The organism is Sphingomonas brevis (assembly GCF_023516505.1).
GTDB classification, from domain to species: Bacteria; Pseudomonadota; Alphaproteobacteria; order Sphingomonadales; family Sphingomonadaceae; genus Sphingomicrobium; species Sphingomicrobium breve.
The window spans coordinates 958599-984985 of sequence record NZ_JAMGBB010000001.1 but is presented as its reverse complement, the minus strand read 5'-3'; the positions used below and the strand labels follow the sequence as shown (position 1 = coordinate 984985).

Annotated in this window: 24 protein-coding genes and 1 tRNA gene; 12 read left to right on the top strand and 13 right to left on the bottom strand. The window is 62.5% G+C overall.

The genetic code is table 11. The features are described 5' to 3' along the window. Positions 1-66: 66 nt before the first annotated feature. From LZ518_RS05070 to LZ518_RS05055, 4 genes are all read right to left on the bottom strand, one after another. A complete protein-coding gene (locus tag LZ518_RS05070; RefSeq protein ID WP_249914927.1) occupies positions 67-1251 on the bottom strand; it encodes an acetyl-CoA C-acyltransferase in 1185 nt (394 codons plus the stop codon). A 10-nt stretch (positions 1252-1261) separates the two neighbouring features. Continuing rightward, positions 1262-1717, bottom strand: a complete 456-nt coding sequence (locus LZ518_RS05065) for a MaoC family dehydratase (RefSeq protein ID WP_249914926.1) — start codon at positions 1715-1717, stop codon at positions 1262-1264. A 65-nt stretch (positions 1718-1782) separates the two neighbouring features. After that, positions 1783-2904, bottom strand: a complete 1122-nt coding sequence (locus LZ518_RS05060; RefSeq protein ID WP_249914925.1) for a mechanosensitive ion channel family protein — start codon at positions 2902-2904, stop codon at positions 1783-1785. A 32-nt stretch (positions 2905-2936) separates the two neighbouring features. Then, a complete protein-coding gene (locus tag LZ518_RS05055) occupies positions 2937-3941 on the bottom strand; it encodes a DNA topoisomerase IB (protein WP_249914924.1) in 1005 nt (334 codons plus the stop codon). Between the two features lie 84 nt (positions 3942-4025). Between LZ518_RS05055 and LZ518_RS05050 the strand changes: the two genes are divergently transcribed. Together LZ518_RS05050 and LZ518_RS05045 are read left to right on the top strand one after the other, a co-directional pair. Then, positions 4026-4568: a type 1 glutamine amidotransferase domain-containing protein gene (locus LZ518_RS05050; protein ID WP_249916507.1), complete on the top strand. Its 543-nt coding sequence runs from the start codon at positions 4026-4028 to the stop codon at positions 4566-4568. 18 nt (positions 4569-4586) lie between these two features. After that, on the top strand, positions 4587-5087 hold the full coding sequence (locus LZ518_RS05045; RefSeq protein WP_249914923.1) for a hypothetical protein: 501 nt from the start codon (positions 4587-4589) through the stop codon (positions 5085-5087). A 40-nt stretch (positions 5088-5127) separates the two neighbouring features. Here LZ518_RS05045 and LZ518_RS05040 read toward each other — a convergent pair whose 3' ends face one another. Then, positions 5128-5460 carry a hypothetical protein gene (locus LZ518_RS05040; RefSeq protein ID WP_249914922.1) on the bottom strand — a complete coding sequence of 111 codons (333 nt, stop codon included), beginning with the start codon at positions 5458-5460 and terminating at the stop codon, positions 5128-5130. Then, positions 5457-5612, bottom strand: a complete 156-nt coding sequence (locus LZ518_RS05035) for a hypothetical protein (RefSeq protein ID WP_249914921.1) — start codon at positions 5610-5612, stop codon at positions 5457-5459. Before LZ518_RS05035 ends, LZ518_RS05040 begins: the two co-directional genes overlap by 4 nt. A gap of 114 nt (positions 5613-5726) precedes the next feature. Between LZ518_RS05035 and LZ518_RS05030 the strand changes: the two genes are divergently transcribed. Then, complete coding sequence (locus LZ518_RS05030; RefSeq protein WP_249914920.1) at positions 5727-6377, top strand: S24 family peptidase; 651 nt, start codon at positions 5727-5729, stop codon at positions 6375-6377. 9 nt (positions 6378-6386) lie between these two features. Here LZ518_RS05030 and LZ518_RS05025 read toward each other — a convergent pair whose 3' ends face one another. Continuing rightward, positions 6387-6557 carry a hypothetical protein gene (locus LZ518_RS05025; RefSeq protein ID WP_249914919.1) on the bottom strand — a complete coding sequence of 57 codons (171 nt, stop codon included), beginning with the start codon at positions 6555-6557 and terminating at the stop codon, positions 6387-6389. Between the two features lie 155 nt (positions 6558-6712). Between LZ518_RS05025 and LZ518_RS05020 the strand changes: the two genes are divergently transcribed. From LZ518_RS05020 to LZ518_RS04995, 6 genes are all read left to right on the top strand, one after another. Then, complete coding sequence (locus tag LZ518_RS05020) at positions 6713-6916, top strand: hypothetical protein (RefSeq protein WP_249914918.1); 204 nt, start codon at positions 6713-6715, stop codon at positions 6914-6916. A 95-nt stretch (positions 6917-7011) separates the two neighbouring features. Further along, positions 7012-9036 (top strand): autotransporter assembly complex protein TamA, encoded by a 2025-nt coding sequence (locus tag LZ518_RS05015; RefSeq protein WP_249914917.1) that lies wholly within the window; start codon positions 7012-7014, stop codon positions 9034-9036. Beyond that, complete coding sequence (locus tag LZ518_RS05010; protein ID WP_249914916.1) at positions 9036-13217, top strand: translocation/assembly module TamB domain-containing protein; 4182 nt, start codon at positions 9036-9038, stop codon at positions 13215-13217. Before LZ518_RS05015 ends, LZ518_RS05010 begins: the two co-directional genes overlap by 1 nt. A gap of 56 nt (positions 13218-13273) precedes the next feature. Further along, positions 13274-14656, top strand: a complete 1383-nt coding sequence (locus LZ518_RS05005; RefSeq protein ID WP_249916506.1) for an amino acid permease — start codon at positions 13274-13276, stop codon at positions 14654-14656. A gap of 35 nt (positions 14657-14691) precedes the next feature. After that, positions 14692-15225: a hypothetical protein gene (locus LZ518_RS05000; RefSeq protein ID WP_249914915.1), complete on the top strand. Its 534-nt coding sequence runs from the start codon at positions 14692-14694 to the stop codon at positions 15223-15225. Next, positions 15215-16504 (top strand): MFS transporter, encoded by a 1290-nt coding sequence (locus tag LZ518_RS04995; RefSeq protein ID WP_249914914.1) that lies wholly within the window; start codon positions 15215-15217, stop codon positions 16502-16504. Before LZ518_RS05000 ends, LZ518_RS04995 begins: the two co-directional genes overlap by 11 nt. Positions 16505-16540: 36 nt before the next feature. Here LZ518_RS04995 and LZ518_RS04990 read toward each other — a convergent pair whose 3' ends face one another. From LZ518_RS04990 to LZ518_RS04975, 4 genes are all read right to left on the bottom strand, one after another. Next, on the bottom strand, positions 16541-17482 hold the full coding sequence (locus tag LZ518_RS04990) for a PilZ domain-containing protein (protein WP_249914913.1): 942 nt from the start codon (positions 17480-17482) through the stop codon (positions 16541-16543). A 142-nt stretch (positions 17483-17624) separates the two neighbouring features. After that, on the bottom strand, positions 17625-19037 hold the full coding sequence (gene glnA / locus LZ518_RS04985) for a type I glutamate--ammonia ligase (protein WP_249914912.1): 1413 nt from the start codon (positions 19035-19037) through the stop codon (positions 17625-17627). A 116-nt stretch (positions 19038-19153) separates the two neighbouring features. Then, the gene (locus LZ518_RS04980) at positions 19154-19363 is read right to left on the bottom strand and encodes a helix-turn-helix domain-containing protein (protein ID WP_249914911.1); all 210 of its coding nucleotides are present in this window, start codon (positions 19361-19363) and stop codon (positions 19154-19156) included. Between the two features lie 41 nt (positions 19364-19404). Beyond that, entirely contained in the window at positions 19405-19743 is a 339-nt protein-coding gene (locus LZ518_RS04975; protein ID WP_249914910.1) for a P-II family nitrogen regulator, read from the bottom strand. 134 nt (positions 19744-19877) lie between these two features. On the opposite strand from LZ518_RS04975, the gene LZ518_RS04970 reads away from it, so the two are divergent. Next, entirely contained in the window at positions 19878-20639 is a 762-nt protein-coding gene (locus tag LZ518_RS04970; protein WP_249914909.1) for a phosphocholine cytidylyltransferase family protein, read from the top strand. Between the two features lie 187 nt (positions 20640-20826). Here LZ518_RS04970 and map read toward each other — a convergent pair whose 3' ends face one another. After that, complete coding sequence (gene map, locus LZ518_RS04965) at positions 20827-21657, bottom strand: type I methionyl aminopeptidase (protein WP_249914908.1); 831 nt, start codon at positions 21655-21657, stop codon at positions 20827-20829. 28 nt (positions 21658-21685) lie between these two features. Here map and LZ518_RS04960 point away from each other — a divergent pair, with 28 nt between their 5' ends. Both LZ518_RS04960 and LZ518_RS04955 read left to right on the top strand, forming a co-directional pair. Further along, entirely contained in the window at positions 21686-22459 is a 774-nt protein-coding gene (locus tag LZ518_RS04960; protein ID WP_249914907.1) for a competence/damage-inducible protein A, read from the top strand. Between the two features lie 43 nt (positions 22460-22502). After that, positions 22503-22576: transfer RNA gene (locus LZ518_RS04955), tRNA-Gly, on the top strand. A gap of 207 nt (positions 22577-22783) precedes the next feature. On the opposite strand, the gene LZ518_RS04950 is transcribed toward LZ518_RS04955, so the two are convergent. Further along, on the bottom strand, positions 22784-26320 hold the full coding sequence (locus LZ518_RS04950) for a TonB-dependent receptor (protein WP_249914906.1): 3537 nt from the start codon (positions 26318-26320) through the stop codon (positions 22784-22786). Between the last annotated feature and the right edge of the window lie 67 nt (positions 26321-26387).

Genomic DNA, 26387 nt, shown 5'->3' with positions numbered 1-26387 from the left:
GGCGCTGCGCCCTTCGACTACGCGCTCCGCGCTCCGCTCAGGACGAACGATTGAGGATTTTCGGCGCTACAGGACCTCGAACAGCCCAGCAGCGCCCATGCCGCCGCCGATGCACATGGTGGCGACGACATATTTGGCGCCGCGGCGCTTGCCTTCGATCAACGCATGGCCCGTCAGGCGCGCGCCTGACATGCCGTAGGGGTGGCCGATCGAGATCGCGCCGCCATTGACGTTGAGCAACTCATTGGGGATGCCAAGCTTGTCGCGGCAGTAGAGCACCTGCACCGCGAACGCCTCGTTCAGTTCCCACAGGCCGATATCGTCCATCTTGAGGCCGAAGCGCTGCAGCAGTTTCGGCACGGCGAACACCGGACCGATGCCCATTTCGTCGGGCTCGGTGCCGGCGACGGCCATGCCGATGTAGCGGCCCAGAGGCTCCAGTCCGCGTTTCTCGGCAAGCGCGCCGTCCATGATGACGCAGGCGGACGAGCCGTCGCTCAGCTGGCTGGCGTTGCCGGCGGTGATCGACGTGCCGGGGCCCAACACAGGCTGCAGGGAGGAAAGGCCTTCAAGCGTGGTCTCGGGTCGGTTTCCCTCATCCTTGTCGACGGTGACTTCCTTGAACAAGACTTCGCCGGTTTCCTTGTCCTTGATCCCCATGCTGGTGGTGACCGGCACGATTTCGGCCGACAGGCGGCCCTCGGCCTGGGCGGCGGCGGTCCGCAGCTGCGATTGCAGCGCATATTCGTCCTGCGCCTCGCGGCTGATGCCGTAGCGCTGGGCGACCGTCTCGGCGGTGCCGAGCATCGGCATATAAACGTCCTTGTGCATTGCAATCAGAGAGGGGTCGCCGCTGATCCGCATTTCGGGCGTCTGGACCAGGCTGATCGAATCCTGGCCGCCGGCGGCGACGATATCCATCCTGTCGACGACCACCTGCTTGGCGGCGGTGGCGATCGCCATCAGCCCCGACGCGCATTGGCGGTCGATGGTCTGGGCGGAAACGGTGACCGGGCAGCCGGCGCGAAGCGCGACCTGGCGGCCAATGTTGCCACCCTGGGTGCCCTGGGTCAGCACGCAGCCCCAGACCACATCGTCGATTTCGCCGGCCTCGATGCCCGCTCGCTCGATCGCGGGCGCTAGCGACAGCGAGCCGAGCGTGGCGCCGGCGGTGGCGTTGAACGCACCCTTGTAGGCGCGGCCGATGGGGGTGCGGGCAGTGGAGACGATGACGGCGTCGCGGACGGACATTGGAATTCTCCTAGGTGAAGATGAGGCCAAGCCATTGGGCGGTGAGGGCGGGCTTCTCCTCGCCCTCGATCTCGACCGTGACGGTCTGGCGAATGAGTAACTGCCCGGGGGCTTTCTCGTCGACCCCGTCCAGCGTGAAATGGCCACGTACGCGCTTGCCCGCCTTGACCGGGGCGATGAAGCGGACGCGGTCGAGGCCGTAATTCAATGCCATGCGCGTGGTGTCGGGGACCAGCATGGCATCGGCCGCCATTCGGCTCAGCAGCGACAGGTTGAGGAAACCGTGGGCGATGGTTCCGCCGAACCCGGCCGCGGCGGCGGCGACCGGATCGACATGGATGAACTGATGGTCCTCGGTCGCATCGGCAAAGGCGCTGATGCGGTCTTGCGTAACTTCGATCCAGTCGGAAGTGCCGACCTGCTGGCCGACTTTGGCGCGGATATCGTCAAGAGCGGCGACGGGCATAGGCATCCGCTTAGGCCCGGCCCAACGATGCTGGCAAGAGCGTCGAAATTGACGCTACGGCAAGCTTATTTCGGTGGCTGCGCCCAAGGCATGACCAGCTTGCCATCAGGCGCGGCTGTGTAGGTCGTCTGCGTCGGATAGGCGAAATCGATCTTTTCCCTGGCGAAGGCGCGAGCCATGCCGACGATGATGTCCGCCTTGTGGTGGGCGAGCGTGTCGGGGCTGATCGTCCGGTCGTCGTAAACCAGCTCGCAGTCGATCGAGCTTGGAGCGAAGGCGGTCGGGATGCAGCGGACCAGCTTGGCGGTCTTCACTGCCTTGATCACGGCTTCGGCAATCGCCGGCAGCTTCTCCAGCGTTTCGGCCGACGTCTGGTAGGTCAGGCTGAAGGTCAGCGACACTCGTCTGACCTTGGCCTCCGCGAGATTGCGGACTTCCTGCTCCAGCAGCTTGGTATTGGCCATGATCACCTGCTCGCCGGAAATGCTGCGCAGGCGCGTGGTCTTGAGGCCGATACGCTCTACGGTCCCGACCGTGACGTCAGTGCCGCTACCGTAACGGATCGTGTCGCCGCGCCGGAACGGGCGGTCGAACACGATCGAAAGAGCCGCGAACAGGTCAGAGAAGATGCCCTGCGCGGCGAGGCCGATCGCAATGCCGCCGATGCCCAGGCCCGCCACCAGCGCGGTGACGTTGACGCCCAGATTATCGAGGATGACCACCAACGCGATGGCGAACACCACGACGTTCACCAGCACGCGGATCAGGGCCATCGCGTTGCCGAGCGTGGATGCCCCGGGATCCTCGCCGACCCTGCTGCGGATAACGCCGACGATGATCTCGCGCGCCCAGATCGCCGCCTGCAGCGAGGCTGCAACGAGGAAGAACATGTCGGCGAGGTGCGCCAGCTTGGCCGGGATGGCGGCGTAGCTGACGACGATGTCGATTGCCGCGGCAACCATGAAGAAGACGCTGGTCCTGGCAAGCACCCGTCCGATGATCCCGCGCCAGCCCCACTCGGCCGGTTCGTTCGCCAGCAGGCGGTGGCCAATCCAGCGCATGGCCAGCATGACGGCGACGATTGCCGCGGCAATCATCGCGCCGATCGCCAGCCGGTCGAGATTGGCAAGGATCCAGTCGAACAGGCTGTCGATTTTCTGCGGGCTCGGGACTTTCAGCTGCTTCATGACCGCGCTTGTGGCGAGGGCGAGGGCAAGGTTCAAGCCGCTGCCTTCCTTCGCCGGCGCGGCTTCTTCTTGAGGAAGGCCAGGAACGCGGTCTCCGCGCCGGTCAGCCGACGGCGGGGAGACGGGCGGGTCATGCCGTGGAGCGGATCGCGAGGATCTTCCTGGAGAGCATCAATCAGCCTGGGATGAACATAGCTCTTGCGGCTGATGGCAGGCGTGTTGCCGAGAGCTTCGGCAACCGGTTCGAGCGCCGTTTTCAGGCTGAGGCGCTTTTCCTCATCCTTGCGCAGCAGCTGGTCGAAGAAGATGACGCTGGCTCCCCAGGTTCGGAAATGCTTGGCGGTGAAGTCGCCGCCGGTCGTCTCACGGATATAGGCATTGACGTCCGCCGAAGTGACGGGCTGAGGCTCGCCGTCGCCGTTCACATATTGGAACAGCATCTGGCCGGGAAGGTCCTGGCACTTGCTGACGACGCGCTTCAAATTGCGGTCGGTGATCGTGGCTTCGTGAATGATGCCGTGCTTGCCGGTGAAGCGCATCTTCAGCTTGCCACCGGCGCGGCGCAGGTGGCGCGTACGCAGCGTCGTCGCGCCGAAGCTCTTGTTGTCGCGGGCATATTCCTCGTTGCCGACCCGCATTTGCTCCCGGTCGAGCAGGCGCACAACCGCTGCCAGCACCGTATCGCGCTCAAGCTTGCGTTTCCCGAGGTCGCGCTCGACCCGGGCTCGAAGTTTGGGGAGCGCCGCGCCGAACTCTAGGCAGCCTTCATATTTCGACGTGTCGCGCTTGAGCCGATAATCGGGATGATAGCGGTATTGTTTGCGGCCGCGGGCATCGCGCCCGGTGGCCTGCAGGTGCCCGTTGGCATCCTTGCAATACCAGGCGTCGGTATAGGCCGGCGGCAGAGCGATCTTATTCAGGCGGTCGATCTCGTCACGGTTGGTGATCCGCTTGCCATGTTCGTCGAAATAGGCCCAGAATCGGCCCTTCTGTTGACGGCTGTAGCCCGGCTCGTTGTCGGAGCTATGACGCAACATGCTTTTGGCGACCTCCATCGTTGGTCGAGCCATAAAGGAGCAAGGGCGTCGCGGTTCCCGTTTCGCCGGCCCAAGGAGATGAATATGCCGCCAATCGGCGAAGCCCATGTGCTGATCATGGCCACTAACCGGTTCGAGGAGAGCGAACTGTTCGGGCCGCGCGAGATTTTGCTCGGCAAGGGCGCCAAGGTGACGCTCGCCTCACTCAGCCTGGATGAGATTATGGGAACGGTGCATGACGAGCCGGGCAAGTCGATAAAGCCCGACCTGTTGATCAAGGACGCGACTGCCGCGGACTATGACGCGCTGCTGTTACCAGGTGGCGTAAGCAACCCGGACCAGTTGCGTACCCACGAAGATGCGATCGGGCTGATCCGGGAATTCGCCAATACCGACAAACCGGTCGCCGCCATCTGCCACGGGCCCTGGCTGCTGGTCGAAGCGAATCTGCTGTGCGGTCGGCAGGCGACCAGCTGGCCGTCGATCCGAACCGATCTCAAGAACGCCGGGGCCGAGGTGGTCGACGAGGAAGCGGTGACAGACGGAAATATCATCACCAGCCGCAAGCCCGACGATGTGCCGGCCTTTACCGCTGCGTTGATCGCGGCGATTGAGGCGAGGGCCTAAGCCGAGCGCCTAAACGGCTTGGCAATCAATTGGCGCTATGTTGGTGCAATGACCTGGGCCGGAAAACCGCATCCTGTCGAAGCTGTGGCAGAATGGGCCGCACCGTTGATTCTCGCCTGCGCCGCGGCCTGGTCGGCCGCGCTCGCTGGACTGCCACTGGTGGCCAAAGTGGGGTGCGGGGTGATCGGTCTGGCAGCCGGGTTCGTCGCAATGCGGATGGCGGGCGTCGCGCCCGTCGCGGACGGAACAGAATTCGACGCGGTCGAATTTGAGTTCTCCGACGACGATGACGTGCTGCTGCTTGAAGATCGGCTGATCGAGCCGGACGCAGATTCCCGGGTCGTGCAATTATTTGCGCGGGCGGAGCCCACGCCCGGCGAACTGGTGCTCAAAATTTCGGATTATTTGAACGAACAGGGCAGGCCGGCGGGGGCGGAGCTTTCCGCGGTCGATCAGCAAGTCGACGCCAGCGCTGCACTTCATGCCGCGCTCGCCAATATCCGCGCTAATTTGCGCTAGTCATTCGATTGCCTCGTCAGATTGCCCCCCGGACAGTCCTCTACTCGGCAATGGTGAGCGCCTCTATGAAGAGGCTGACGGATGAGTCGCTGTTCCGCCTTGGCGGCCGCTCCAGCCCGATGTCGGCGACAAGCTGGCCCGGTATGGCGAACTCCGCTTCATTGAGGCCCCTGGTTAAGCGCTCACAGATTAGGTCGGCGTCCGGCCCAGCTACCCGCAGCTCGATTTCGTGCCGTTCTCCAATAAAGGTTAGGGAATGCCAATCAGTGGACCGGCATTCAGTAAGCAAAATCCTATCTCGCTTGATGCCGGCCTTGGCCAGCAAGGCGCGCAATAGCCCGGCCGCAGCAGGCGAAAGGGCCAGTTTCATCATTGGCCGGTCTCCAGGAAGGCAAGGATCCGAGCGACCGTTCGCGGCCGCGGCTCTCGCCCCCTGCGCAAATCGAATACGAACCGAGGGTCGCCCATTGCCTCGCGGCCGAAGCGGGCCGCTGGCGTGTTGCTGATCTTTAGATATTTCTCCACGTGTCGAAGCAAATGCACGGCTGTTTGTCCCCAACGTTCGGCGAATCGGCGGCTGCTTCAATTCCAATGAGTTTCCTACTTGTCTAGGAATTTTCCTATGGTTAATCTGACCGCATGAACTCTACCCCTCGGCAGGTGCTGGAACGGCTTTGTGCGGAGCGGGGAGATAATTTCGCCTCGCTGTCGCGCATGATCGGGCGCAATGCGGCATATGTTCAGCAATATCTGCGCAAGGGCACTCCGAAGCAGCTCGGAGAAAATGAGCGCAGGATGCTGGCGCGTCATTTCCGGATTCCCGAGTCGATGCTGGGTGGCCCTTCGGCCGATCCCGCGGCGGAATTTGGCGAGCTCGTTCCAGTCCCGCGCACCGCGGTAAGGACGTCGACTGGCCCTGGCGCACTCTCCGGCGAGGAAAGCGTGCGGCCCTATTTCGCCTTTGATCCGCGCTGGCTGAAGTCGATGACCCGATCTTTGGCGGACAGCCTGTCGGTGATTCGCATCGAGGGCGATTCAATGGCGCCGACACTGAATGATGGCGACGATATTTTGGTCGATCTCGCCGATGGGCCGGACCGGCTGCGCGATGGTATTTATGTGCTGCGCGTCGACGGGGCACTGCTGGTCAAGCGGCTGGCGATCCACCCTGTGGGCCGCCGTCTTACGGTCCAGTCCGATAATCCGGCCTATATCGATCTTCCGGATTGCGGGCTGGATGAGATCGACTGCATCGGCCGCGTAATCTGGGCGGCGCGCAGGGTCGCATGACCTTCGATATCAATTCCGCCGGCGGTCGATAAGCCACACCAGCAGCGCCAGGATTATCCCGGCGCCGAACCCAAGCAGCACTCCCAGCATCGGCTCACCGGCGTTGATGCCATAGGTGGCGCCGATGAGCAGGCCGAGGAACAGGAAGATTCCGCCGGCGGCGGTCGAGCGACGGTTCATGGCCAAGCGAATGGCAGATTGCCTCAATCGAAGCCAGATGTTCGCAATCTCGTCATGCCCCCCGGCATGACGGCTCGCAAACATGGTTGACGTTTCGTTGACCTTGTCTGTGCGCCGAACCGCAAGGTAGCGTGAGCTAAATCGGGGCCATGGAGATGCCCTACATACATGGCCGAGCCGCGCTGGCCGATGCCGCGCTTCTGCTGGAAACCTATGGCGATGATGCCGGGTTTGAAGCAGCGGCGAGGGCCGAGCATAGCCGCGACCAGGGCAATGTCCTCCGCTTCTGCCATTGGCGCCAGATCGAACGGGTGATCGTCACTCTGTCCGACCAGGAAGTTCGCGGCACCGTCCATTAAGTTTTAGTGAGAAAGCCGGAGCGCGCGACAGGCGCGCTAGCCCGCGTGCGCGCGGGAGGTGGCGTCGTTCTTCCTCCATGCTAGGCTGATCCTCGATGGGTGAGCGTCGCGCCGGGCTAGGAACAGGGTTCCATTGGCTTGCGGGCTGTGCCGGGCTGGCGCTCGGCGCTGCCCCGCTCTGTGCCCAAACCGCTCCACCAGTCACCGATCCGGCAGAGCTCGACCCTTCGGCCCCGCTCGATTCCATGCCCGACCTGGGTGTGGAATGGCCAGACCTCAATCAACCCGACCCGGTTTTACCGCCTGAGGTGGAAGGCGTCGCGCCCGAGGCCGCGGCGGAAGCGACCGAGCAGGCGGCCGAAGGTGTCGAGGATGCCTCGGCCACACGCAACTATCGCTGGTCGATCGAAGGCATCGAGGGGCTTGAAGCGACGGATGAGATCAGGGCCGGATTCGACGCACGCTCGACCCTTAAGGCCGATCGCAAGCACAGGGCCAACGCAGCGCAGATCGACCGGCGAGCCAGGGCCGACGCCGAGCTGCTGGCCGAACTGCTTCGTAGCCAAGGCTATTATGACGCGACGGTCGAGCCGCAAATCAACACCGCCAATGGCGCACTGGCCATCATTCTGTCAGCCGTCGCCGGCCAGCAGTATCACTTCGAGAGCGTTGAACTGCCCGGGATCGAGGCGGCGGCAGGGAACGAGGCGGCGGGATTGAGAGACGCCTTCGCGGTCAAGGCCGGCGATCCGGTCGTTGCGCAGAAAGTGATTGCCGCTGGCGTCGCGCTTCAGGTCGCGCTGGGCGAACGCGGGTTCGCGACCGCCAAGGTTGGCGAGCAAGACATAATGGTCGACCATGAGGCGCAGACCGCACGATTGGTGCTTCCGGTAATCCCGGGACCGGTGGCGAAATTCGGCAGCATCACCGTATCCGGTCAGCCGCCCTTTTCCCCGCGGCATGTTCAGCAGATTGCACGGTTCAAGCCGGGGGACCGGTTCGAGGCCGACGAAGTCGCCGACTTGAGGCGGGCCCTGATCGCCACCGGCCTGGTGGCGTCGGTCGAAGTCACGCAGATTCCGCGTGACGATGGCCGAATCATCGACCTTGCGGTCAAGCTTGACCCGGCACCGATGCGGACCATCGCCGGCGAAGCGGGCTATGGCACGGGCGAAGGGCTTCGCGGAGAAGCGAGCTGGCAGCACCGCAATTTCTTCAATCCAGAGGGGGCGCTGACGGTTCGCGGGGTTGCGGGTACGCAGGAGCAATTGGGAGCGGTCTCGGTCCGCCGCAGCAATTGGCTGCGGCGCGATCAGGTGCTCAATGCCCAGATCCTGGCCAGTCACGTCGATCGCGACGCGTTCGAAGCGCGTACCCTTTCTCTGTCAGGCGGGTTCGAGCGGCAAAGCAATTTCATCTGGCAGAAGAAGTGGACCTGGAGCCTTGGCGCCGAGCTGGTCGCCTCGGACGAGCGAGACACGATCGAAGCGACTGGCGAACCACGGCGGCGAACATTCTTCATCGGCGCGATCCCGGGCAGCCTTGGCTATGACGCCACCGACGACCTGCTCGATCCGACCAAGGGATTCCGCCTGCTGGGCCGTTTGAGCCCGGAGATCAGCTTTCAGGGTGGCACATTCCCCTACGCCCGGGTTCAGCTAGACAGCAGTGCCTATCATAAGCTGTCGAGCCGGATCGTGGCTGCCGGGCGAGTGCGCGTCGGTACCATTGTCGGCGCGAGCCGGGACGATATCGCGCCGTCGCGGCGATTTTATTCGGGCGGCGGGGGTTCGGTGCGGGGCTACGGCTACCAGCGGCTCGGGCCACGCGATATCGATGGCGATCCCATCGGCGGGCGCAGCCTGGCAGAGTTCAGTCTTGAAGCCCGCATTCGATTGAAGGCGTTCGGCGGCAATTTCGGAATCGTGCCGTTTATCGACGGCGGTACTCTGTCGACCAACGCAATGCCCAAGTTCGGCGACTGGCAGATCGGCGTCGGGCTAGGCGCCCGTTACTATTCCAGCTTCGGACCGATCCGCATCGACGTCGGCACCCCGCTCAACCGCAAATCCGGCGACGGCTCGATCGCAGTCGTTGTCGGACTGGGTCAGGCATTCTGATGGTCGAGGCCGCGATCACCCCTGGCGAGGCGGGAGGCGCTCCCTTCGTTGCTTCCGCTCGCCGCCATTGGGCGCGGCGCCTGGCGATTGAATTGGCGGTGTTGCTGCTGGTTCTGATGGCATTGGCGTTCGGGGGGTTGATCCTGCTCGACACCGCTCCGGGCCATCGGTTCATCGTCGATCGGATCGGCCAGGTCGAAACCGCGACCGGGCTTCGGATCCGTGTCGCGCGGATCGAGGGATCGATCTATGGCGTGGCGCGCCTGAAGGGCGTCGCCGTCAGCGATCCGGACGGAGTGTTCGCGACCAGCCCGGAAATCATGGTCGACTGGGCACCCGGAGCCTGGCTGTACAACAGCCTGCATATCGACCGTCTGGAATCCCCGCTGGTGCGTGTCCAGCGCTTACCCAAGCTCCGGAAGACCGGCCGCAAGGGGCCGTTGCTGCCCAAATTCGACATCCATATCGGCAGTCTCACGATCGACCGGCTTGAACTGGCGCGCGAAGTAAGCGGTGCAGCCAGGGCCGGAAGCCTGTCGGGTGAAGCCGACATTCGCGCCGGCAGGGCAATGATCGGCCTCAAGCTCGGAATGCTCGACGGCGACAAGCTGATCGCTTTGCTCGATGCCGAGCCTGATCGGGATCGGTTCGATCTCGACGTCCGTGCAATTGCGCCGGGCGACGGGCTGATCCCGGCTTTGGTCGGGTTGAAACGGCCGATCGACCTGACAATTTCTGGCGACGGCAGCTGGACCAAATGGCGAGGCTCGGCACATTTGCTGGTCGAGCGGCGCGACACGGCCAAGCTAATATTGGGCGTGGACAGCGGCCGTTACCGCCTGACCGGCAACCTGGCGCTGTCGCCATTTCTCAAAGGCAAGCTTCAGCGGCTGACAGCGCCGGTGGTGAAGGTCAGCGGCGATGCGACGTTCGAGCAGCGGATCCTCGACGGCAAGCTGACCATGACGTCGCCGTCTCTGAGGGCGGCAGCCGCCGGCAAGCTGGACTTCGCCCAAGGCCGCTACGATGAGGTTGCGATCGGCATCGACCTGCTGCGCCCGCCGGCGCTGTTCCCCAACATGACCGGCCGCAACGTGCGGATGGTGTGGACGCTCGACGGTCCAAGGGCCAGCGCCGACTATGCCTACCGCCTGACCAGCCCTCAGGTCGCCTTCGACAGGACCGGCTTTGTCGACGTTCGCGCCGAAGGTCGTGGCAAGCTGTCGCCCTGGCCGATGCGGGTGCCGCTGCTGCTAAAGGCGCGGGCGATTACCGGAGTGGGCGATATCGCAGGCGGGATATTGGCCAACCTTAGCCTGCAGGGATTTCTGGCGATCACTCCGCAGTTCGCCCGGGGCGAAAAGCTCAAGCTTTCCAGCGCCAAGGTCAACGGCACGCTTTCGCTGTTGATCGACCTTAAGACCGGCCGGTTCGACATCGCCATATCCGGCGGGATGAAGCGCTACCTGATTCCAGGCCTTGGCGTCGTCGATGTGGAAACGCAGCTCCAGGTTGTGCCGGGCCCGGGAGGCAAGGGATCCAGGGTGCTCGGCAAGGCGCAGGCCTGGGTCCGCCGGCTCGATAACAGCTTTTTTGCCTCCCTGACCGGAGGTCTGCCGCGCCTGACCACGGACCTTGAACGCGGCAATGATGGCATTGTGCACCTAACCAACCTGCAGCTTTATTCCCCCAAGCTGCGGCTGTCAGGGGCGGGCATTCGCCGCAAGGACGGCACCTTCCTGATCGAGGCGCGCGGGACTCAGGCGCAATATGGGCCGCTCCGGCTGCGGCTCGACGGTCGTATCGAGCGGCCCAAGGTGGAGCTGTTCCTGGAGCGTCCCAATGACGTGCTGGGCATCCGTGACATGCGGCTGTTCCTCGATCCGACCGTACAGGGCTTTGCCTATCGGGCGGAAGGCCAATCCCGGCTCGGCCCCTTCACCTCCAACGGCGATATCCTGCTGCCCCGGGGCGAGAAGACGACGATCGCCATTGCGGCGCTGAATGTCGCCGGCTCCACTGCGACCGGATCGCTCAGGGCCGATCCCGGAGGATTCACCGGCCAGCTCCGGCTTGCAAACGGGCCAATTAATGGGACGCTCGATTTCGCGCCGGTCAACGACGATCAGCGGATCGAAGCTCACCTCGCGGCCAACGGCCTCAACCTCGCCGGCCCGCCGGCCTTGAGTGTCCGTACCGGACGGGTCGACGGGACGATCATCCTTGCTGAGGAGCAGACGACGCTCGACGGCGTCGTTACCGCGCGCGGGCTCTCAACCAGTGGCGTTTCGCTGGCGCGGGTCTCGGCGAATGCGCATCTGGTCAATGGTACGGGCCAGGTGCGTGCCGCGGTTTCGGGAATGCGCGGTAGCGCATTCCAACTCGTCGCCTTGGCCAATGTCACACCGGACAGGGTCAGCGTTACCGGCCGTGGCGAACTGGATCGCAAGCCATTGACGCTGGAAAGCCCGGCGGTTTTGACCAGGGTCGCTGGCGGATGGGAGGTCGCACCGACGCGCGTACGCTTTGGTGGCGGCCTCGGAACGCTTTCCGGCCGGACCGGCGATCAGCCGCAGTTCCGCGCCGACATCCAGGCTCTGCCGTTGCAATTGCTCGATGTCGTCTGGCCCAAGGCGGAGCTGGGGGGAATTGCCAGCGGCCGTGTCGAATATAGCTGGGCAGGTCAGCCCTCGGGCAGCGCCAATTTGCGGGTGCGCGGACTTAGCCGGGCCGGATTGGTGCTGACCTCAAAACCGATCGATGTGGGCGTCAACGCGGTGCTGGGTCAGGGCCGGGCGGCGTTGCGCGCGGTCGCGGTCAGCGACGGGAAGGCAATCGGCCGGGCGCAGGCCCGGTTCGCGCCTTTGGGTCGCGGCCCGATCGTCGCCGAACTGATGAATGCGCCGATGTTGCTGCAGATGCGCTATGCGGGCCCCGCTGACACGCTGTGGCGTCTGTCGGGCGTCGAGGTTTTCGACCTGTCGGGCCCGATCGCGATCGGCGCCGATATCGGCGGGCGGCTGGTCGAACCGCAGATTCGCGGCTCGCTCAAGGCCGACGGCGCGAGAATCGAAAGCGCCGTCACCGGTATGGTGGTCGAGCGAGTCCATGCACAGGGCCGGTTCGCCGGGCCGAGGCTGGTCCTGTCCGGAATTACCGGATCCACTCCCGGCGGCGGCACGATCAGCGGCAGCGGCACGGTCGATTTTTCGGGCGGCAAGACCGGACTGGACCTCAAGTTCGACGCGGCGAGAGCCCGCTTGCTCGACCGCGATGATTTGGCCGCAACGGTAACCGGACCGCTGGCGATCAAGTCGGGCGGCGAAGGTGGAACGATCAGCGGCAAGCTGCACCTCGATAGCGGGCGCTTCACCCTCGGCAGGGCGAGCGCGGCGGCATCGGTGCCGCAATTGGTGGTTCGAAATGTCGGACAGGATGCCGATGAGGTTATCGAACTGCGGCAGCTCCAGCCGTGGAAGCTCGATGTCGATGTGGCCGGCGGCGAGCTTAATGTGCGCGGACTTGGCATCGATAGCAGATGGACGACCGACCTTAGCGTCAAAGGCACAGTCGATGCGCCGCGGTTGACCGGGCGAGCGGACCTGATCCGGGGCGACTATGAATTTGCCGGACGTAATTTCCGGCTTGATCGCGGCGCGATCCGGTTCCGTGGAGAGAGTCCTCCCGACCCATTCCTCGACATCAGGGCAGCGGCCCAGATCCAGGGATTGGACGCCAGTATCCTGGTCGGTGGGACCGGGCTGAAGCCTGAAATCACCTTCGCCTCCGTACCTCAGTTGCCGCAGGACGAACTGCTTTCGCGGCTGTTGTTTGGGACGTCGATCACCAACCTGTCGGCGCCGGAGGCACTTCAATTGGCAACTGCCGTGGCGGCGCTCCGCTCTGGGTCCGGCACACTGGACCCGATCAACGCGCTTCGCCGGGCCGTCGGGCTGGACCGGTTGCGGATTCTTCCGGCCGACGTCGCAACCGGACAGAAGACTGCCGTGTCGGCGGGCAAGTACCTTACCCGGAAACTTTTCGTGGAAGTGATCACGGATGGTCAGGGTTATTCGGCGACGCGGGCGGAATATCAGGTCACGCGTTGGCTCTCGATCCTGTCGTCGGTCTCGACGATTGGCCGAACCAGTGCCAACGTGCGTGTCAGCAAGGATTATTGAGGGGGAAGCCGGTGAAGAACTGGAACGTTCGCAAGTCGATTGTCGCTCGTGAGGACATGCCGGAGCATCACCGGCTGGCGCAGACATTGTCCTGGCCGCACCTCGTCGCGCTAGGGGTCGGCGCCATCGTCGGAACCGGCATTCTCACGTTGATTGGTGTTGGCGCGGGCAAGGCCGGGCCGGCCGTGATCCTGTCATTCGCCATCGCCGGCGTGATCTGCGCCTGCGCGGCGCTGGCCTATGCCGAAGTTGCGACGATGATCCCGGCGTCGGGGTCGGCTTATACTTATTCCTATGTTGTCTTTGGCGAGCTTATCGCCTGGATGATCGGGGTTGCCCTGATCCTTGAATATACATTGGTGGTGAGCGCGGTCGCGGTCGGCTGGTCCGGCTACGCCGCGCCGCTGCTGCATGAGTATCTCAACTATCCAATGAGCCTGGCGCAGGGGCCGGAGCTTGGCGGGATCATCAATATCCCGGCGATCTTCATCATCGTGGTCGTCGCGGGCCTGCTGATCGCCGGAACACGCGAGAGCGCGACGCTCAACGCGATATTGGTGGTGATCAAATTGCTGGCGCTGGCCTTGTTCCTGGTGGTGGCATTCGGCGTGTTCAATTCCGCGCATTTCGAGCCGTTCATGGCCCAAGGCTTCGCCAAGCACACGGTAATAGGCGCCGATGGAAAGGCGACCGAAGTCGGCGTGATGGCGGCCGCAGCCATTATCTTTTTTGCTTTCTACGGCTTCGACGCAATTGCCACCGCGGCCGAGGAAGCGAAGAATCCCGGCCGGGATCTGGCAATCGGCATTGTCGGATCAATGGCGGTTTGCGTGCTTATCTACATGGCGATCGCGGCGGCCGCGATCGGCGCGGTTCCCTACACCGGCTTCGCCAATAGTCCGGAGCCATTGGCGCTCATTTTGCGCGAAATCGGGCAGCCTTGGGCGGCCAAGATCCTTGCAGTCTCGGCCGTAGTCGCTTTGCCGACCGTCATCCTTGCCTTCTTCTATGGACAGAGCCGCATCTTCTTCACCATCGCCCGCGATGGACTTCTGCCGAGCAGTCTGGCCCGGGTTTCCAGCCGCGGCTCGCCGGTGCGCATCACCGTCTTCACCGCGGTCGTCACCTCGGCTTTTGCCGGCATTATCCCGCTCGATAGGATTGCAGCCTTGGCCAACGCGGGGACACTCGCAGCTTTCACGGCGGTTTGCGCCGCGATGCTGGTACTCCGCCGCCGCGAGCCTGATCGCGAACGCAAATTCAGGACGCCCCTGCCATGGGTCGTCGGCCTGGGCGGCATTTTGGGCTGCGTTTATCTGTTTCTCAACCTGCCATGGCAGACCCAGAAGTTCTTCGTGATCGCCCAGATTATCGGGCTGCTGATCTATATGGCGTACAGCGGACGCCTTGCCGAGAAGGCGAGGGGAGCGGCGGCTTGATTGGCCTTGCCTTATTGGCGGCAGCAGCCAGTCCGTTGACGCTTAGCTGGGAAGGTAAGGCCGAAGTCTATCCACCCGGCCAAGTCCTCAAGATCGCGGTACGGTCGAGCATCGACCGCGACGGCAAAGTGGTGAGCGAGAGCTGGCCGGTTGATCTCGGCGAAGCCAAAGGGCTTCGGCGAATGACGCTTTCCTCGACCGGTGGGACGATCGAGCGGGGCGGTCAGGCGCAGCCGATGCCCAAGGAAATGTGGGATGAGGAGCGGGCCCAGTTCGGCTTCTACCAGCAGCTTCAGGTTGCAGCCGAACAGTTGCCGCGGCATTTGGCGGAAGGCGTCAATCTGTTCAGCGTGCCGGGCCCGGTTGCGACCTGGTTCCGGATTGGACCGGACGGCCAATTGAGCGGCGCCGTAAACGAGGTTCCCGCAGAGGGCGGCAGGGCGTGGCAGGAATTCCGTTTCGATGGCCTACTCAATTCGAACGGGGCGGTGTTTCCCGGGCAATTGCGGATGACTCGAAACGGGGAGCGCTATTTCTTGCTCGAAGTGACCAAGTTCGATGCCCGCTAGCCAGGAGCGTAACAGCCGCCTGAAAAACATCGTTGGCGGGTCGGCCGGCAATCTGGTCGAATGGTTCGACTGGTACGTCTATTCTGCTTTCGCGCTTTACTTCGCATCCAGCTTTTTTCCCAAGGGCGACCAGACGGCGCAGCTGCTCCAGACCGCGGCAATATTTGCCGTAGGCTTCGTGATGAGGCCGGTCGGCGCCTGGCTGATGGGAATCTACGCCGATCACAAGGGCCGCAAGGCCGGTCTGACCCTTTCGGTCAGCCTGATGTGTCTCGGATCGCTGATGATCGCGGTCGCGCCGACCCATGCCCAGGCGGGAATCCTGTCGCCGGCAATCCTGCTTGTAGCGCGGATCGTCCAGGGGCTGAGCCTTGGCGGCGAATATGGGTCGAGCGCGACCTACATGTCGGAGATCGCCGACCGCGAAAGACGCGGATTCTGGTCAAGCTTTCTTTATGTGACAATCATCGGCGGGCAGCTTTGCGCGCTCGCGCTGCTGGTATTCCTGCAGGCAGTGCTGGGCGAAGACGCCATGCATGCCTGGGGTTGGCGGGTCGGCTTCATCGCCGGGGCGGTGTTGGCAATTGTGGTGTTCTTCATCCGCCGTCGTCTCGACGAGACGGTCAGCTATGAAAATGTGGCTGCACAAACGGAGCGGCGGAAATCGTCAATTCGCAACCTGTTTCGCCACCATCCCCGTGAAGCCTTCCTCGTGATCGCGATCACCGCGGGGGGCACGGCGTCATTTTACGCTTACACCATCTACCTGCAGAAGTTCCTGGCCAACACCAGCGGCTTCGACAAGGCAACCGCTTCTCAACTGATGACCGTCGCCTTGGCGATCATGCTCTTGCTGCAGCCGATTGCCGGGAGGCTGTCCGACCGGCTTGGCCGGCGGCCGCTAATGATCTTCTTTGGGGTGTGCGGAACGCTTTTCACTTACCCGATTTTTGTGACGCTGGCCGATACCCACACTGTCGGGAAAGCATTCGCTCTGGTGATGGCTGCGCTGGTGATGGTCACCGGTTACACGTCGATCAACGCGATCGTAAAAGCGGAGTTGTTCCCAGCCGATATACGCGCGCTAGGGGTCGCGCTGCCCTTCGCGATTGCCAACACAATCTTTGGCGGGACGGCGGAATATATTGCTCTGTGGCTTAAGAATATCGGCCACGAGCAATGGTTTTACATATATATTTCAGGGCTTTGTGCAATCTATCTGATTGCGGTCCTGAGAATGCGTGAAACCCAGGCGACCAGCCTGATCCTGGAGGATTGATCAGCGCAATCTAGCCCGGAGGCATAGGTGAGCGGCTTAACGCTTCAGGAAACCTTCCAGGTCGTCGCGCAAGTCGTCAATCGACTGACGGTTCCAGCCCTCGGCCCATGGATTGTCCTGATCGGCCATGGCCTGAGTAGGGCCGGGGCGGGTAAGCATCGACGGGGTCACTACCGGCTTTGACTTGCCCAGTACCCGAAGATCGAACTTATCCTTGAACTTGAGCCCGATCTTGTCGCCGAAGGTCCAGCTGACCGTGGCGAAATGTTGCCCGGCATCATCCAGGTCCAGATAGATTTCAGCGCCCAGCGGATAGACGATCGGTGCTTCGATCAGGGCGCCATTCTCCGAAATGTTGCGCAGCCGAACCTTCTCGCAATCGTGGTTGTAGAAAACCTGGCCCATCCACACGAGCGGATGGCGGCGCTCGTTGCGCCGGCTGTTGGCGACCTCGTCTTCTTCATCCGGGCTTTTGGCCAAGGGCGCGGCCCTGATCGGCATATCTTCGCGCTTGGCTGTCGTAATCTTCACGTCACCGAAGCTGCGGCGAATGACATCGAGCAGCAGTTTGTCGCGTGTTTCGGCATCGCAATCGATCTTTGTTTCGTGAGCGAATTCCAGCCCGACGCGATCGTCACGCAGCCAGCGAACGGCGCATTCGATCTCCGACCCTTCGGCGAAGATCAGGTCGACGCGCTCCCACAGGCGCGGGGAAAAGTCGGCGCGGATCATGGCTCCGCCACCGGACAGGTTGATCAGGTCGGCCTGATGCTCCGAACCTTCGAACCGAACGCAGATCGTCTCTTGCTCAAGGCGGTGGCGATCGTCGTCGCGGTGGTTCTGCGAGCGCTCTTCGCCGCGCGGCACCTCGACCGTCGACAGGTCGTCCTCGACCGCGCCGCGGGTGCTCTTCTGCGGGACGACAGGGTCAACCTTGAGGCCCTTCCCGGTCAGGATGGCCTTACGGAAACTGTTCATCGAGACGACCTCACACGCCATGACGCGCGCACGATGGCCTGCAAAGGGTTACGATCCGGTAACTTTCAGGCTTCGGCCCGCATTTAATTAACGGGCCGAGTAACCGGTCCACGATGCCCCCGGCATCGCGGCTGCGGATTGCTTAAGCCGAATAATACATATCGAACTCAACCGGCGACGGCGTGGTCTCCCAACGCATGACCTCGTCCCACTTGAGTTCGATGTAGGCATCGATCTGGTCGTCACTGAACACGTCGCCCTTGGTCAGGAAGGCCCGGTCGTTGCCAAGGGCTACCAGCGCCTCGCGAAGACTGCCGCACACGGTCGGAACATTGACCAGCTCGGCCGGCGGCAGGTCGTAGAGGTTCTTGTCCATTGCTTCGCCGGGATGAATGCGGCTCTGAATACCGTCGAGACCAGCCATCAGCAGCGCTGCATAGGCAAGGTAGGGATTTGCCATTGCATCCGGGAAGCGGAACTCAACCCGCTTGGCCTTTTCTCCCGCGCCATAGGGTATCCGGCATGATGCAGAGCGGTTGCGGCTCGAATAGGCCAGCAGCACCGGCGCCTCGAAGCCCGGGACGAGCCGCTTGTAACTATTGGTCGTCGGATTGGTGAAGGCGTTCAGGGCACGGGCGTGCTTGATCACGCCGCCAATGAAATAGAGCGCCATTTCCGACAGCCCGGCATAACCGTTGCCGGCGAACAGCGGCTTGCCGCCTTTCCAGATCGACATGTGGGTGTGCATGCCGCTGCCATTATCCTGAGCAATCGGCTTGGGCATGAAGGTTGCCGTCTTGCCATAGGCGTTGGCGACCATGTGGACGACATATTTGTAGACCTGCATGCGGTCGGCAGTCTCGACCAGCTTGCCATAGGTCAGGCCGAGCTCATGCTGGGCGGCGGCCACCTCATGGTGATGCTTGTCGCAGGGCAGGCCCATTTCAATCATCGTCGAGACCATCTCGCCGCGGATATCGACGGCGCTGTCGACTGGCGCGACCGGGAAATAGCCGCCCTTGGCGCGCGGGCGATGGGCAAGGTTGCCGCCGTCATATTTGGTGGCCGTGTTTGTCGGCAGCTCGATATCGTCGATAGTAAAGCCGGAGGCGGCGTAGCCATCTTCAAAGCGGACATCGTCAAACATGAAAAACTCGGCCTCGGGACCGACAAATACAGTGTCGCCGATGCCGGTCGCCTTCAAATAGGATTCTGCCCGCGTGGCGGTGGAGCGGGGATCGCGCGCGTAAAGTTCGCCGGTCGAGGGTTCGACCACGTTGCAGACCAGGATCAGCATGGGCGTCGCCGAGAAGGGGTCGACATAGGCCGCCTCGAGGTCAGGCATCAGGATCATGTCGCTCTCGTTGATCGCCTTCCAGCCGGCGATCGACGAGCCGTCGAACATGAAGCCGTCGGTCAGCATGTCCTCGTCGATGACCGAAGCGACCATCGACAGATGCTGCCACTTGCCCTTGGGATCCGTGAAACGGAGATCGACATACTCGATCTCATTTTCTTCGATCTGCTTCAGAATTTTCGCCGCCGCATTTGCCATGATGGTCCTCGCTGGAATGTGAGAATCGCCTTGGCCCAAGCCTTGGCTATTGCCTCACCGATTCCAGCGCAGCGTGACGGAGTCACGACTGCCGTGAACTTTTCACCGGTAGGAAGCTAGAATGCCCGGCGTTGGGCGCCGACCAACATGCGCAGCAGCATGGCCACGGGCCGGGGAACTCCGACCTTGCCTTCCAGCCACAGGCTGACGGCCGAGCGGCTGACACCGATCGCATTGGCAAGATCGCTTTGAGTCCGGTAACCGAGGGCGCGCATAAGACCCTTGAGCTCATCAGGCGACATTGATGCGAGGCGGGGATCGTCCATCGTCGCCTATGCCTAGCCTAGGGAAAGGCGAAGCGGAACCGTCAGATCGCGTCCGGACCGCGGTCGCCGGTTCGGATGCGGATCGCCTGTTCGACAGGAAGCACGAAAATCTTGCCATCGCCGATCCGGCCGGTCCTTGCCGCTGCCTCGATCGCCTCGACCGTACGATCGGCAAGATCGTCCTCGACGACCACCTCGATCTTCACCTTGGGCAGGAAGTCGACGACATATTCGGCACCGCGATAAAGCTCGGTATGGCCCTTCTGGCGGCCAAAGCCCTTCACTTCAGTCACAGTGATTCCCGAAACTCCGACTTCGTGAAGCGCGTCCTTCACGTCGTCGAGCTTGAATGGCTTGATGATCGCTTCGATCTTCTTCACGGCGCCGGGATCCCTTTTGACCGGTCATCATAGGCACATGAGACGAAAAAGCGCCATGGGCTGATGCTGCGGTGCGGCGACTGCAATGTTTTGGACAAATCTCTGCCGCAATTAGAGGGCAGTTGGTCGGCGATATGAAGAAAGCGATTATTCTTTCCGCCGGCCAGGGCTCGCGTCTCGGACATCTTACGGACGACCGGCCGAAGTGCCTGATCGAGTTCAACGGCCGCACCTTGCTCGACCGTCAGCTCGATGCGTTGGCCGCCAATGGCGTCGAAGAGGCCGTCGTGGTGACCGGTTTCCGCGACGACCAGATTGAATTGGCCCTGAAGCGTCGCGGCGACATCGGACCGCGTGTGCGGACCGTCTACAACCCCTTCTACAAGGTTGCCGACAACCTGGGCTCGCTGTTCGTGGCAAAGGCCGAGATCGAAGGCGATGTACTGGTCTGGAACGGCGATACGCTGGTCAGCGAGGCGTTGATGGCGCAGGTGGTCGGCAACGGCGACCGCGAAGGCATTTGCGTCACCATCGACCGCAAGGATGGCTATGACGAGGACGATATGAAGGTCGTCGTCGACGACGCAGGCCGGCTGCACGCCATCGGCAAGCGGCTCGACCTCGATGAGGTCAATGCCGAGTCGATCGGTCTGCTGGCCTTTCGCGGGGCAGGCGCCCAGACATTCCGCCACGCCATCGAGCGTGCGATTCGCACCGCCGAAGGGACCACCATCTGGTACCTTCGCGTCATTCACCAGGTCGCTCAGGAAGCTCCGGTCTGGACGCTGGACATCAGCGGCCACGAATGGGGTGAGGTCGATTTCCCTGAGGACGTCGAGAATGCGCAGGCGCTTGTGTCTCGTTGGGACGAAGTGCGGAAGTCGAAGGCCGCTTAGGCGAGAAGCCGAGCGCAGCGCGGCGATTGCGCCGCAATCGCTAGCAGCGCGAAGAGTCGACGAGCATCGGGCGGCCTGCGCCCATAGGGCGACAGGACCGACGGCGCGAATTTACTTCGCGCCGGATTCCATGTTTTGCTGCCTCGGTCCGGCGGCGCGAGGCGCCGGCGGACTTGTGCTCGATGGTTCAGGCGTAGGGCGGACGATCCAGCCCTTTCGGGCTCTTCGTGAAAATCTCGCACCCGGTTTCGGTGATCCCGATCGAATGTTCGAACTGAGCCGATAGGGAGCGGTCGCGAGTCACCGCGGTCCAGCCGTCGTCGAGAAGCTTAACGTCCGGACGGCCGATATTGATCATTGGCTCGACCGTGAAGAACATCCCGGGCTTGAGTTCCGGGCCGGTGTTGGGCCGGCCGGCGTGGATCACTTCCGGGCTGTCATGGAACAGCCGGCCCAGTCCATGCCCGCAGAAATCACGGACCACGCCGTAGCGGTGCTTTTCGGCATGGACCTGGATGGCGTTAGCAACGTCACCAAGCCGGTTGCCGGGCTTGGCCTGCTCAAGTCCCAGCATCAGGCATTCGTAGGTGACATCAACCAGCTTTTTCGCCTTGATCGGCACATCGCCGACCAGGAACATGCGGCTGGTATCGCCATGCCAGCCGTCGAGAATCGGCGTCACGTCGATGTTGACGATGTCCCCGTCCTTCAAAACCTTATCGCCTGGAATGCCATGACATACGACATGGTTGATCGAGGTGCAGCAACTCTTGGTATAGCCACGATAGCCAAGCGTCGCGGGTATGCCGCCGGCTTCCAGGGTCATCCGCTGAACGATTGCGTCGATTTCTCCGGTCGTCACGCCCGGAACAACCTGCGGCACCAGCGCGTCGAGGATCTCGGCGGCCAGGCGGCCGGCGCGACGCATGCCGTCGAACCCCTCGGGCCCGTGCAGCTTGATTACATGGCTGCGCGGTTCGGCGCGATCTTCGGGGCCGACTTGGATGTATTCCGTCATGAGCCCCAGATAGGGTAGGGGCATCGAAATGTCGAATGGAGGGCGTGACTTGTCGAAGGTTTGGACAGCCGGGCTGGCGGTGATCGGCGACGAAATCCTGTCTGGCCGGACCCAGGACAAGAATATTGCCCAGGTTGCGACCTGGCTCAACGCGCAAGGCATCAGGCTGGCGGAGGTGCGGGTCGTGCCTGACGTCGAGGCTCGGATCGTCGAGGCGGTGGACGCGCTCCGCCACCGTTACGACTATTGCTTCACCACGGGCGGCATCGGACCGACCCATGACGACATCACCGTGGATGCGATCGCAAAGGCGCTAGGCGTCCCGGTCGTTATTCATCCGGCCGCGCGCGCCATCCTGGAAGGCTATTATGAAAATCGAGGCGGGCTCAACGAGGGGCGCTTGAGAATGGCGCGGGTACCCGAAGGTGCCGAGCTGATCGAAAACCAGATGTCGGGCGCGCCGGGAATCCAAATCGGCAATCTATTCCTGATGGCCGGAGTTCCGCACATCACCGCGGGAATGCTCGACGCGCTGACGGGAAAGCTGGAAGGTGGCAGACCGCTGGTTTCAGTGACTGTCGGCGCTTTCGCTCCGGAGAGCGAAGTGGCCGACATGTTGCGCATGGCCGAGCAGGCCGCTGACGGCATCTCGATCGGAAGCTACCCCTTCTTTAAAGAGGGCAGGGTCGGGTCGAACTTCGTAGTTCGATCGGAGGATGCTGACCGAGCCCAAGCGGTCGCGGACAGTCTGGCCGACCAGCTCGCCGACCTCGGCTATGAGCCGGTCGCGGGCGGGATCTAGAAGCGTTGACGCTCGACTGGCCGCGACCTAGATCGGCAGCCGCGCGGGTATGATGTAATGGTAGCCTGTCAGCTTCCCAAGCTGAACGCGCGGGTTCGATTCCCGCTACCCGCTCCAAAATCCGACCGTGCGGGGCACGGTCCGATTTTGGGGCGCGCTCGCGGAGCGAGCGGCGACTGAGCGCCCGTTAGAGCGCCCGGAGCGGCAGCGAAGGGGCGACTGAGCGCCCCTGCCGACGGCGAAATCCGCCAACTTAAGTTAGGTTCAAACGAAAGCGGCGCCGCTCCCGAAGAAGCGACGCCGCCCATTGGTCGTTAGACCGGATTAGAATTCGTAGCTGATACCCAGCTTCAGTTTCCAGACGGAGCTCGACACGTTGATGAAGTTCGCCGTGTCGTACGGACGAAGCCCGGTGGCTGCGTTGGTGACGAGGGGACTGGCGTTGGCGAAGATATACTTGCCGTTGGCGTCGACGCCGGTCGTGGTCAGCCCCGCAATCTGCTGGCGGCCGCCGAAGTCCCGGCGATGCTGATTGTTCCAGTCCTTGTTGAGCAGGTTCAGGAAGTTATCGACCATCAGATAGGCGGTGAGCTTATCCTTGATGCCGTACGGGCTTCCGAACAGCCGGCCCGGTCCAGGCAGCTCCTGCGAGAAGCGCAGATCAAGATCCTTGTACCAGTCGTTGGTGCAGGTGTTCCGCGGAATGGTGCTGCCGATATATTTCTTCGCGCACTTATGGGAGCTGGCGAAATCGACCAGCAATTGCATGTCCGAGGCGCTGATCGTCGACAATGGCGACACGTTCGGGTCGGTCAGCCCCGTCGGCAGATAGACCAGGTTGCCGTTGGTGCTGCTGCTCTGGTTGGCGTTGAACACGCCGCTGCCGGCAAAGGTCAGGCTGTAAGGACGGCCCGACCTGGCAACGAAGGTAAAGCCGAGCGACGTTGCGAGATCGTCGAAGAACTTTTCGCGGATATTGCCCGAGAAGGTGATGTTGTGACGCGTCTCGTAGAATGCCCGCGACGCATCCGGGTCCTGCCGGTCGAAGACGGAGGTCACGTTGAAGTTGGACCCCGCCGTCGAGTTGTACATGTTCCGGCGATCGTGCGCGTTGGTATAGGCGTAGCCGAAGGTGAATACGCTCGATCCGCCCGACGTCAGCAGTCCGGCATCGAAGTTCTTTTGCAGAACGAACGATGCCACATGCGTCCGGTAGCTTCCGGCGTTGGTCAGCAAATATTCGCCGCGGTTACTGAGGTTGGTTGGAAGCGCGCCGCCGAAGCAGGCATTGCTGACGTTGTCGTAGATTGGAGTGGGATTGAATTCGACCAGGGTCGCGGAGCATCCGGTCGCGAGCGGATCGATCGTCGAATAAATGGGACGCCCGTCGATCGTATAGCCGTTTAGCCCCTTCCTGGGATCGACCGCCTGGGAGAGGTCCGCGATCGTGAACGGATTCTTGTACTGGCTGTAGATGTAATCGAGGTTGACGTGCCAGCCGCGACCGAACGCGGTGTCGGCGAACTCAACGTCGGCCTGGTAGCCGATGTTGGCGCGCCAGACGGTCGACAGTTTCAAGTCCGGATCGACCGCCTGGGTGAAACCGTTGCCGGTCGCGGCCAGCGTGCTGGCATGATCGACGACGCATTGCGGGAATCCGGTGAAGTTGCCGCCGGCATCGACGACGTCGAGCGGGCCGGCAGGACAGCCAGTCGGAATACCGCCGACCGAGCCCCTGCTCACGCCTTGCCCAAAACCCATGCCATTGTTTTGGAATACGTTTCCGAACCAAACGACCGGGTCGCCACCAGAGAAGATACCCACGCCACCCTGAAGTCGGCTGTGCTTGACGACGCTGAATTCAGGCAGGTTATAGGTGAAGCCGAGACGCGGCAGGATGACCGGATCGAGATCGCTGAATCCGGTATCGTTGCCAAAGCCGTAACGATTTTCGAAGACCTCGTTGAGCCTTGGATGATCGCCCGAGTACCAATCGACGCGGATACCGCCGACCAGCTTAAGATCGTCATTCACTCGCCAATCGTCCTGGGCATAGAGCGAGTAGATGGTCCGGCTGAAGGACGCAGCGGCGTCATTGATGTCGCCGCTTTCCGTGCCGTTGATGTAGGCGCCCGCGGCAGTGCCTGGAACCGTGACAGTCGAGATTGGATTGGCGGTCGAGGTTCCGTTCGAGAGAATGCCGTTCTGAAGGTCCGCGAAGTTCCGGAAAACGAGCGTGCCGGTCGCGTTCTGGACGAACAGGTTGAACAGGTTGGCATGGTTATATTCGAAGCCCAGCTTCAGCTTGTGATCGCCGGCATCGTAATTTGCGGTCGCCTTGAACTGGTCGAGCTTGGTCTTGAGATCGTTGGCGGTGCGCGAAAAGCCGGGGCCGGCGATGATCGTCGCATCCGGGGCTGAACCTGGATTGTCGACGCCGACAACGATGCGCGTGATCGGGCTGCCCGACTGCGCTTCGCCGCCGCCGATTGGATCCTGGATGTCCTGGACGTTCGAGTGCGCGTAGCGCAGCTCGGTCGAGAAATTGTCGGTCCAGTTGGAATAGAGGCGGACCGAAGAATATTTCGAGTCGGTGCCGCTATTGAGGTAGTTGTTGAGGCCGGTGACGACACGGTCGGTCGTGTTGAAGTCATCGGTCTTGACGGTGTTTTCCTTGAGCCGCTGATGGGTCAGCTCCAGGCGGTGGTCGTCGGTAATCTGCCAGTCGACGCGTCCGAACAGCCGCTTGTTGGTGAAAGGCCGGTTGTGGACCAACGGGCCGGTGTCGACTCCGTAAATGTCGAGGATCGCCTGGGAGATTTGGTTGAACTGGGCCTCGGTGACGGCCGTAATCTCGTTGGCGTATCCCGCTCCGGCCGGACCGTCGTCCTGCGATTGGCCGGAGGTTTGCTTTTCGTAGGCGCCGAAGAAGAACAGGCGATCCTTGATGATCGGACCGCTGAAATTGACGCCCCAGCGCTTGTCGGGCTGGATCGGAGCCAGGTGAATTCCAGGCAGTTCGTCACCGCGCAGGTCGCTGTTCGAGAATTCGTAGAACCCACCGCCATGGAACCGGTTGGAACCGGATTTGGTCACGACGTTGATCGCGCAGCCGGTGAACTGGCCATATTCGACATCGAACGGAGCGAACTGGACCTGGGCCTCGCGAACCGCGTCGTAGGGAACCGGGGTCGAGCTGCGCGACGAGAAGCCGGTGTCGTTAAGGCCGTAAATGTCGCTTTGCGGAATGCCGTCGACGGTGAAGGTGTTGAAACGGTCGTTGCCGCCCAGGCACGAAATTCTGTCCGCGCCGGAACCGCCGCTGGATACGTCCTGGCGATCGAGGCTGACGCGCGGGTCCGCCTTGATGATGTCGCGAATATCGCGGTCAAAGGTCGGCGCGGCCTGCAATGCCTGGGTGTTGAACGACGTGCCGGGGCCAATCTCGAGCTGCGTGGCTTTCACCCGCGCCGCCGTGACGACGATCGTCTGCGTGTCGGCTGCTTCGGCGACCGGGCTCAGCGAAAAGGTGAGTTCAGTCGGGCCTTGAAGGGTGGTGAAAATGGTATCGACCGTCTGGCCCTGATAGCCGTCGGCCTTCGCCGTCACGGTGTATGGGCCGCCGGTCGTCAGATTCTCGGCGTTGAACAGGCCTTGTGAATCGGCACTGATGTCCCGCGACGCGCCGGTGCGGGTGTCGGTTACCGTCACCGTCGCATTGGCGACCGCCGCGCCCGACTCGTTGGTCACCTTACCCTGGATGGAGGTAGTGATTTGCTGGGCGACGGCCGACATCGGCGCGACGACGACGACGGCAGGAGCGACGAGCGCGCTCGAAGCGAGTAGGACGATTTTTTTCACGTTAGACCCCAATATTTATCTACGCACTGAATACGAATGCCGGGCAGCTAGGGGTCGAATTAGACAC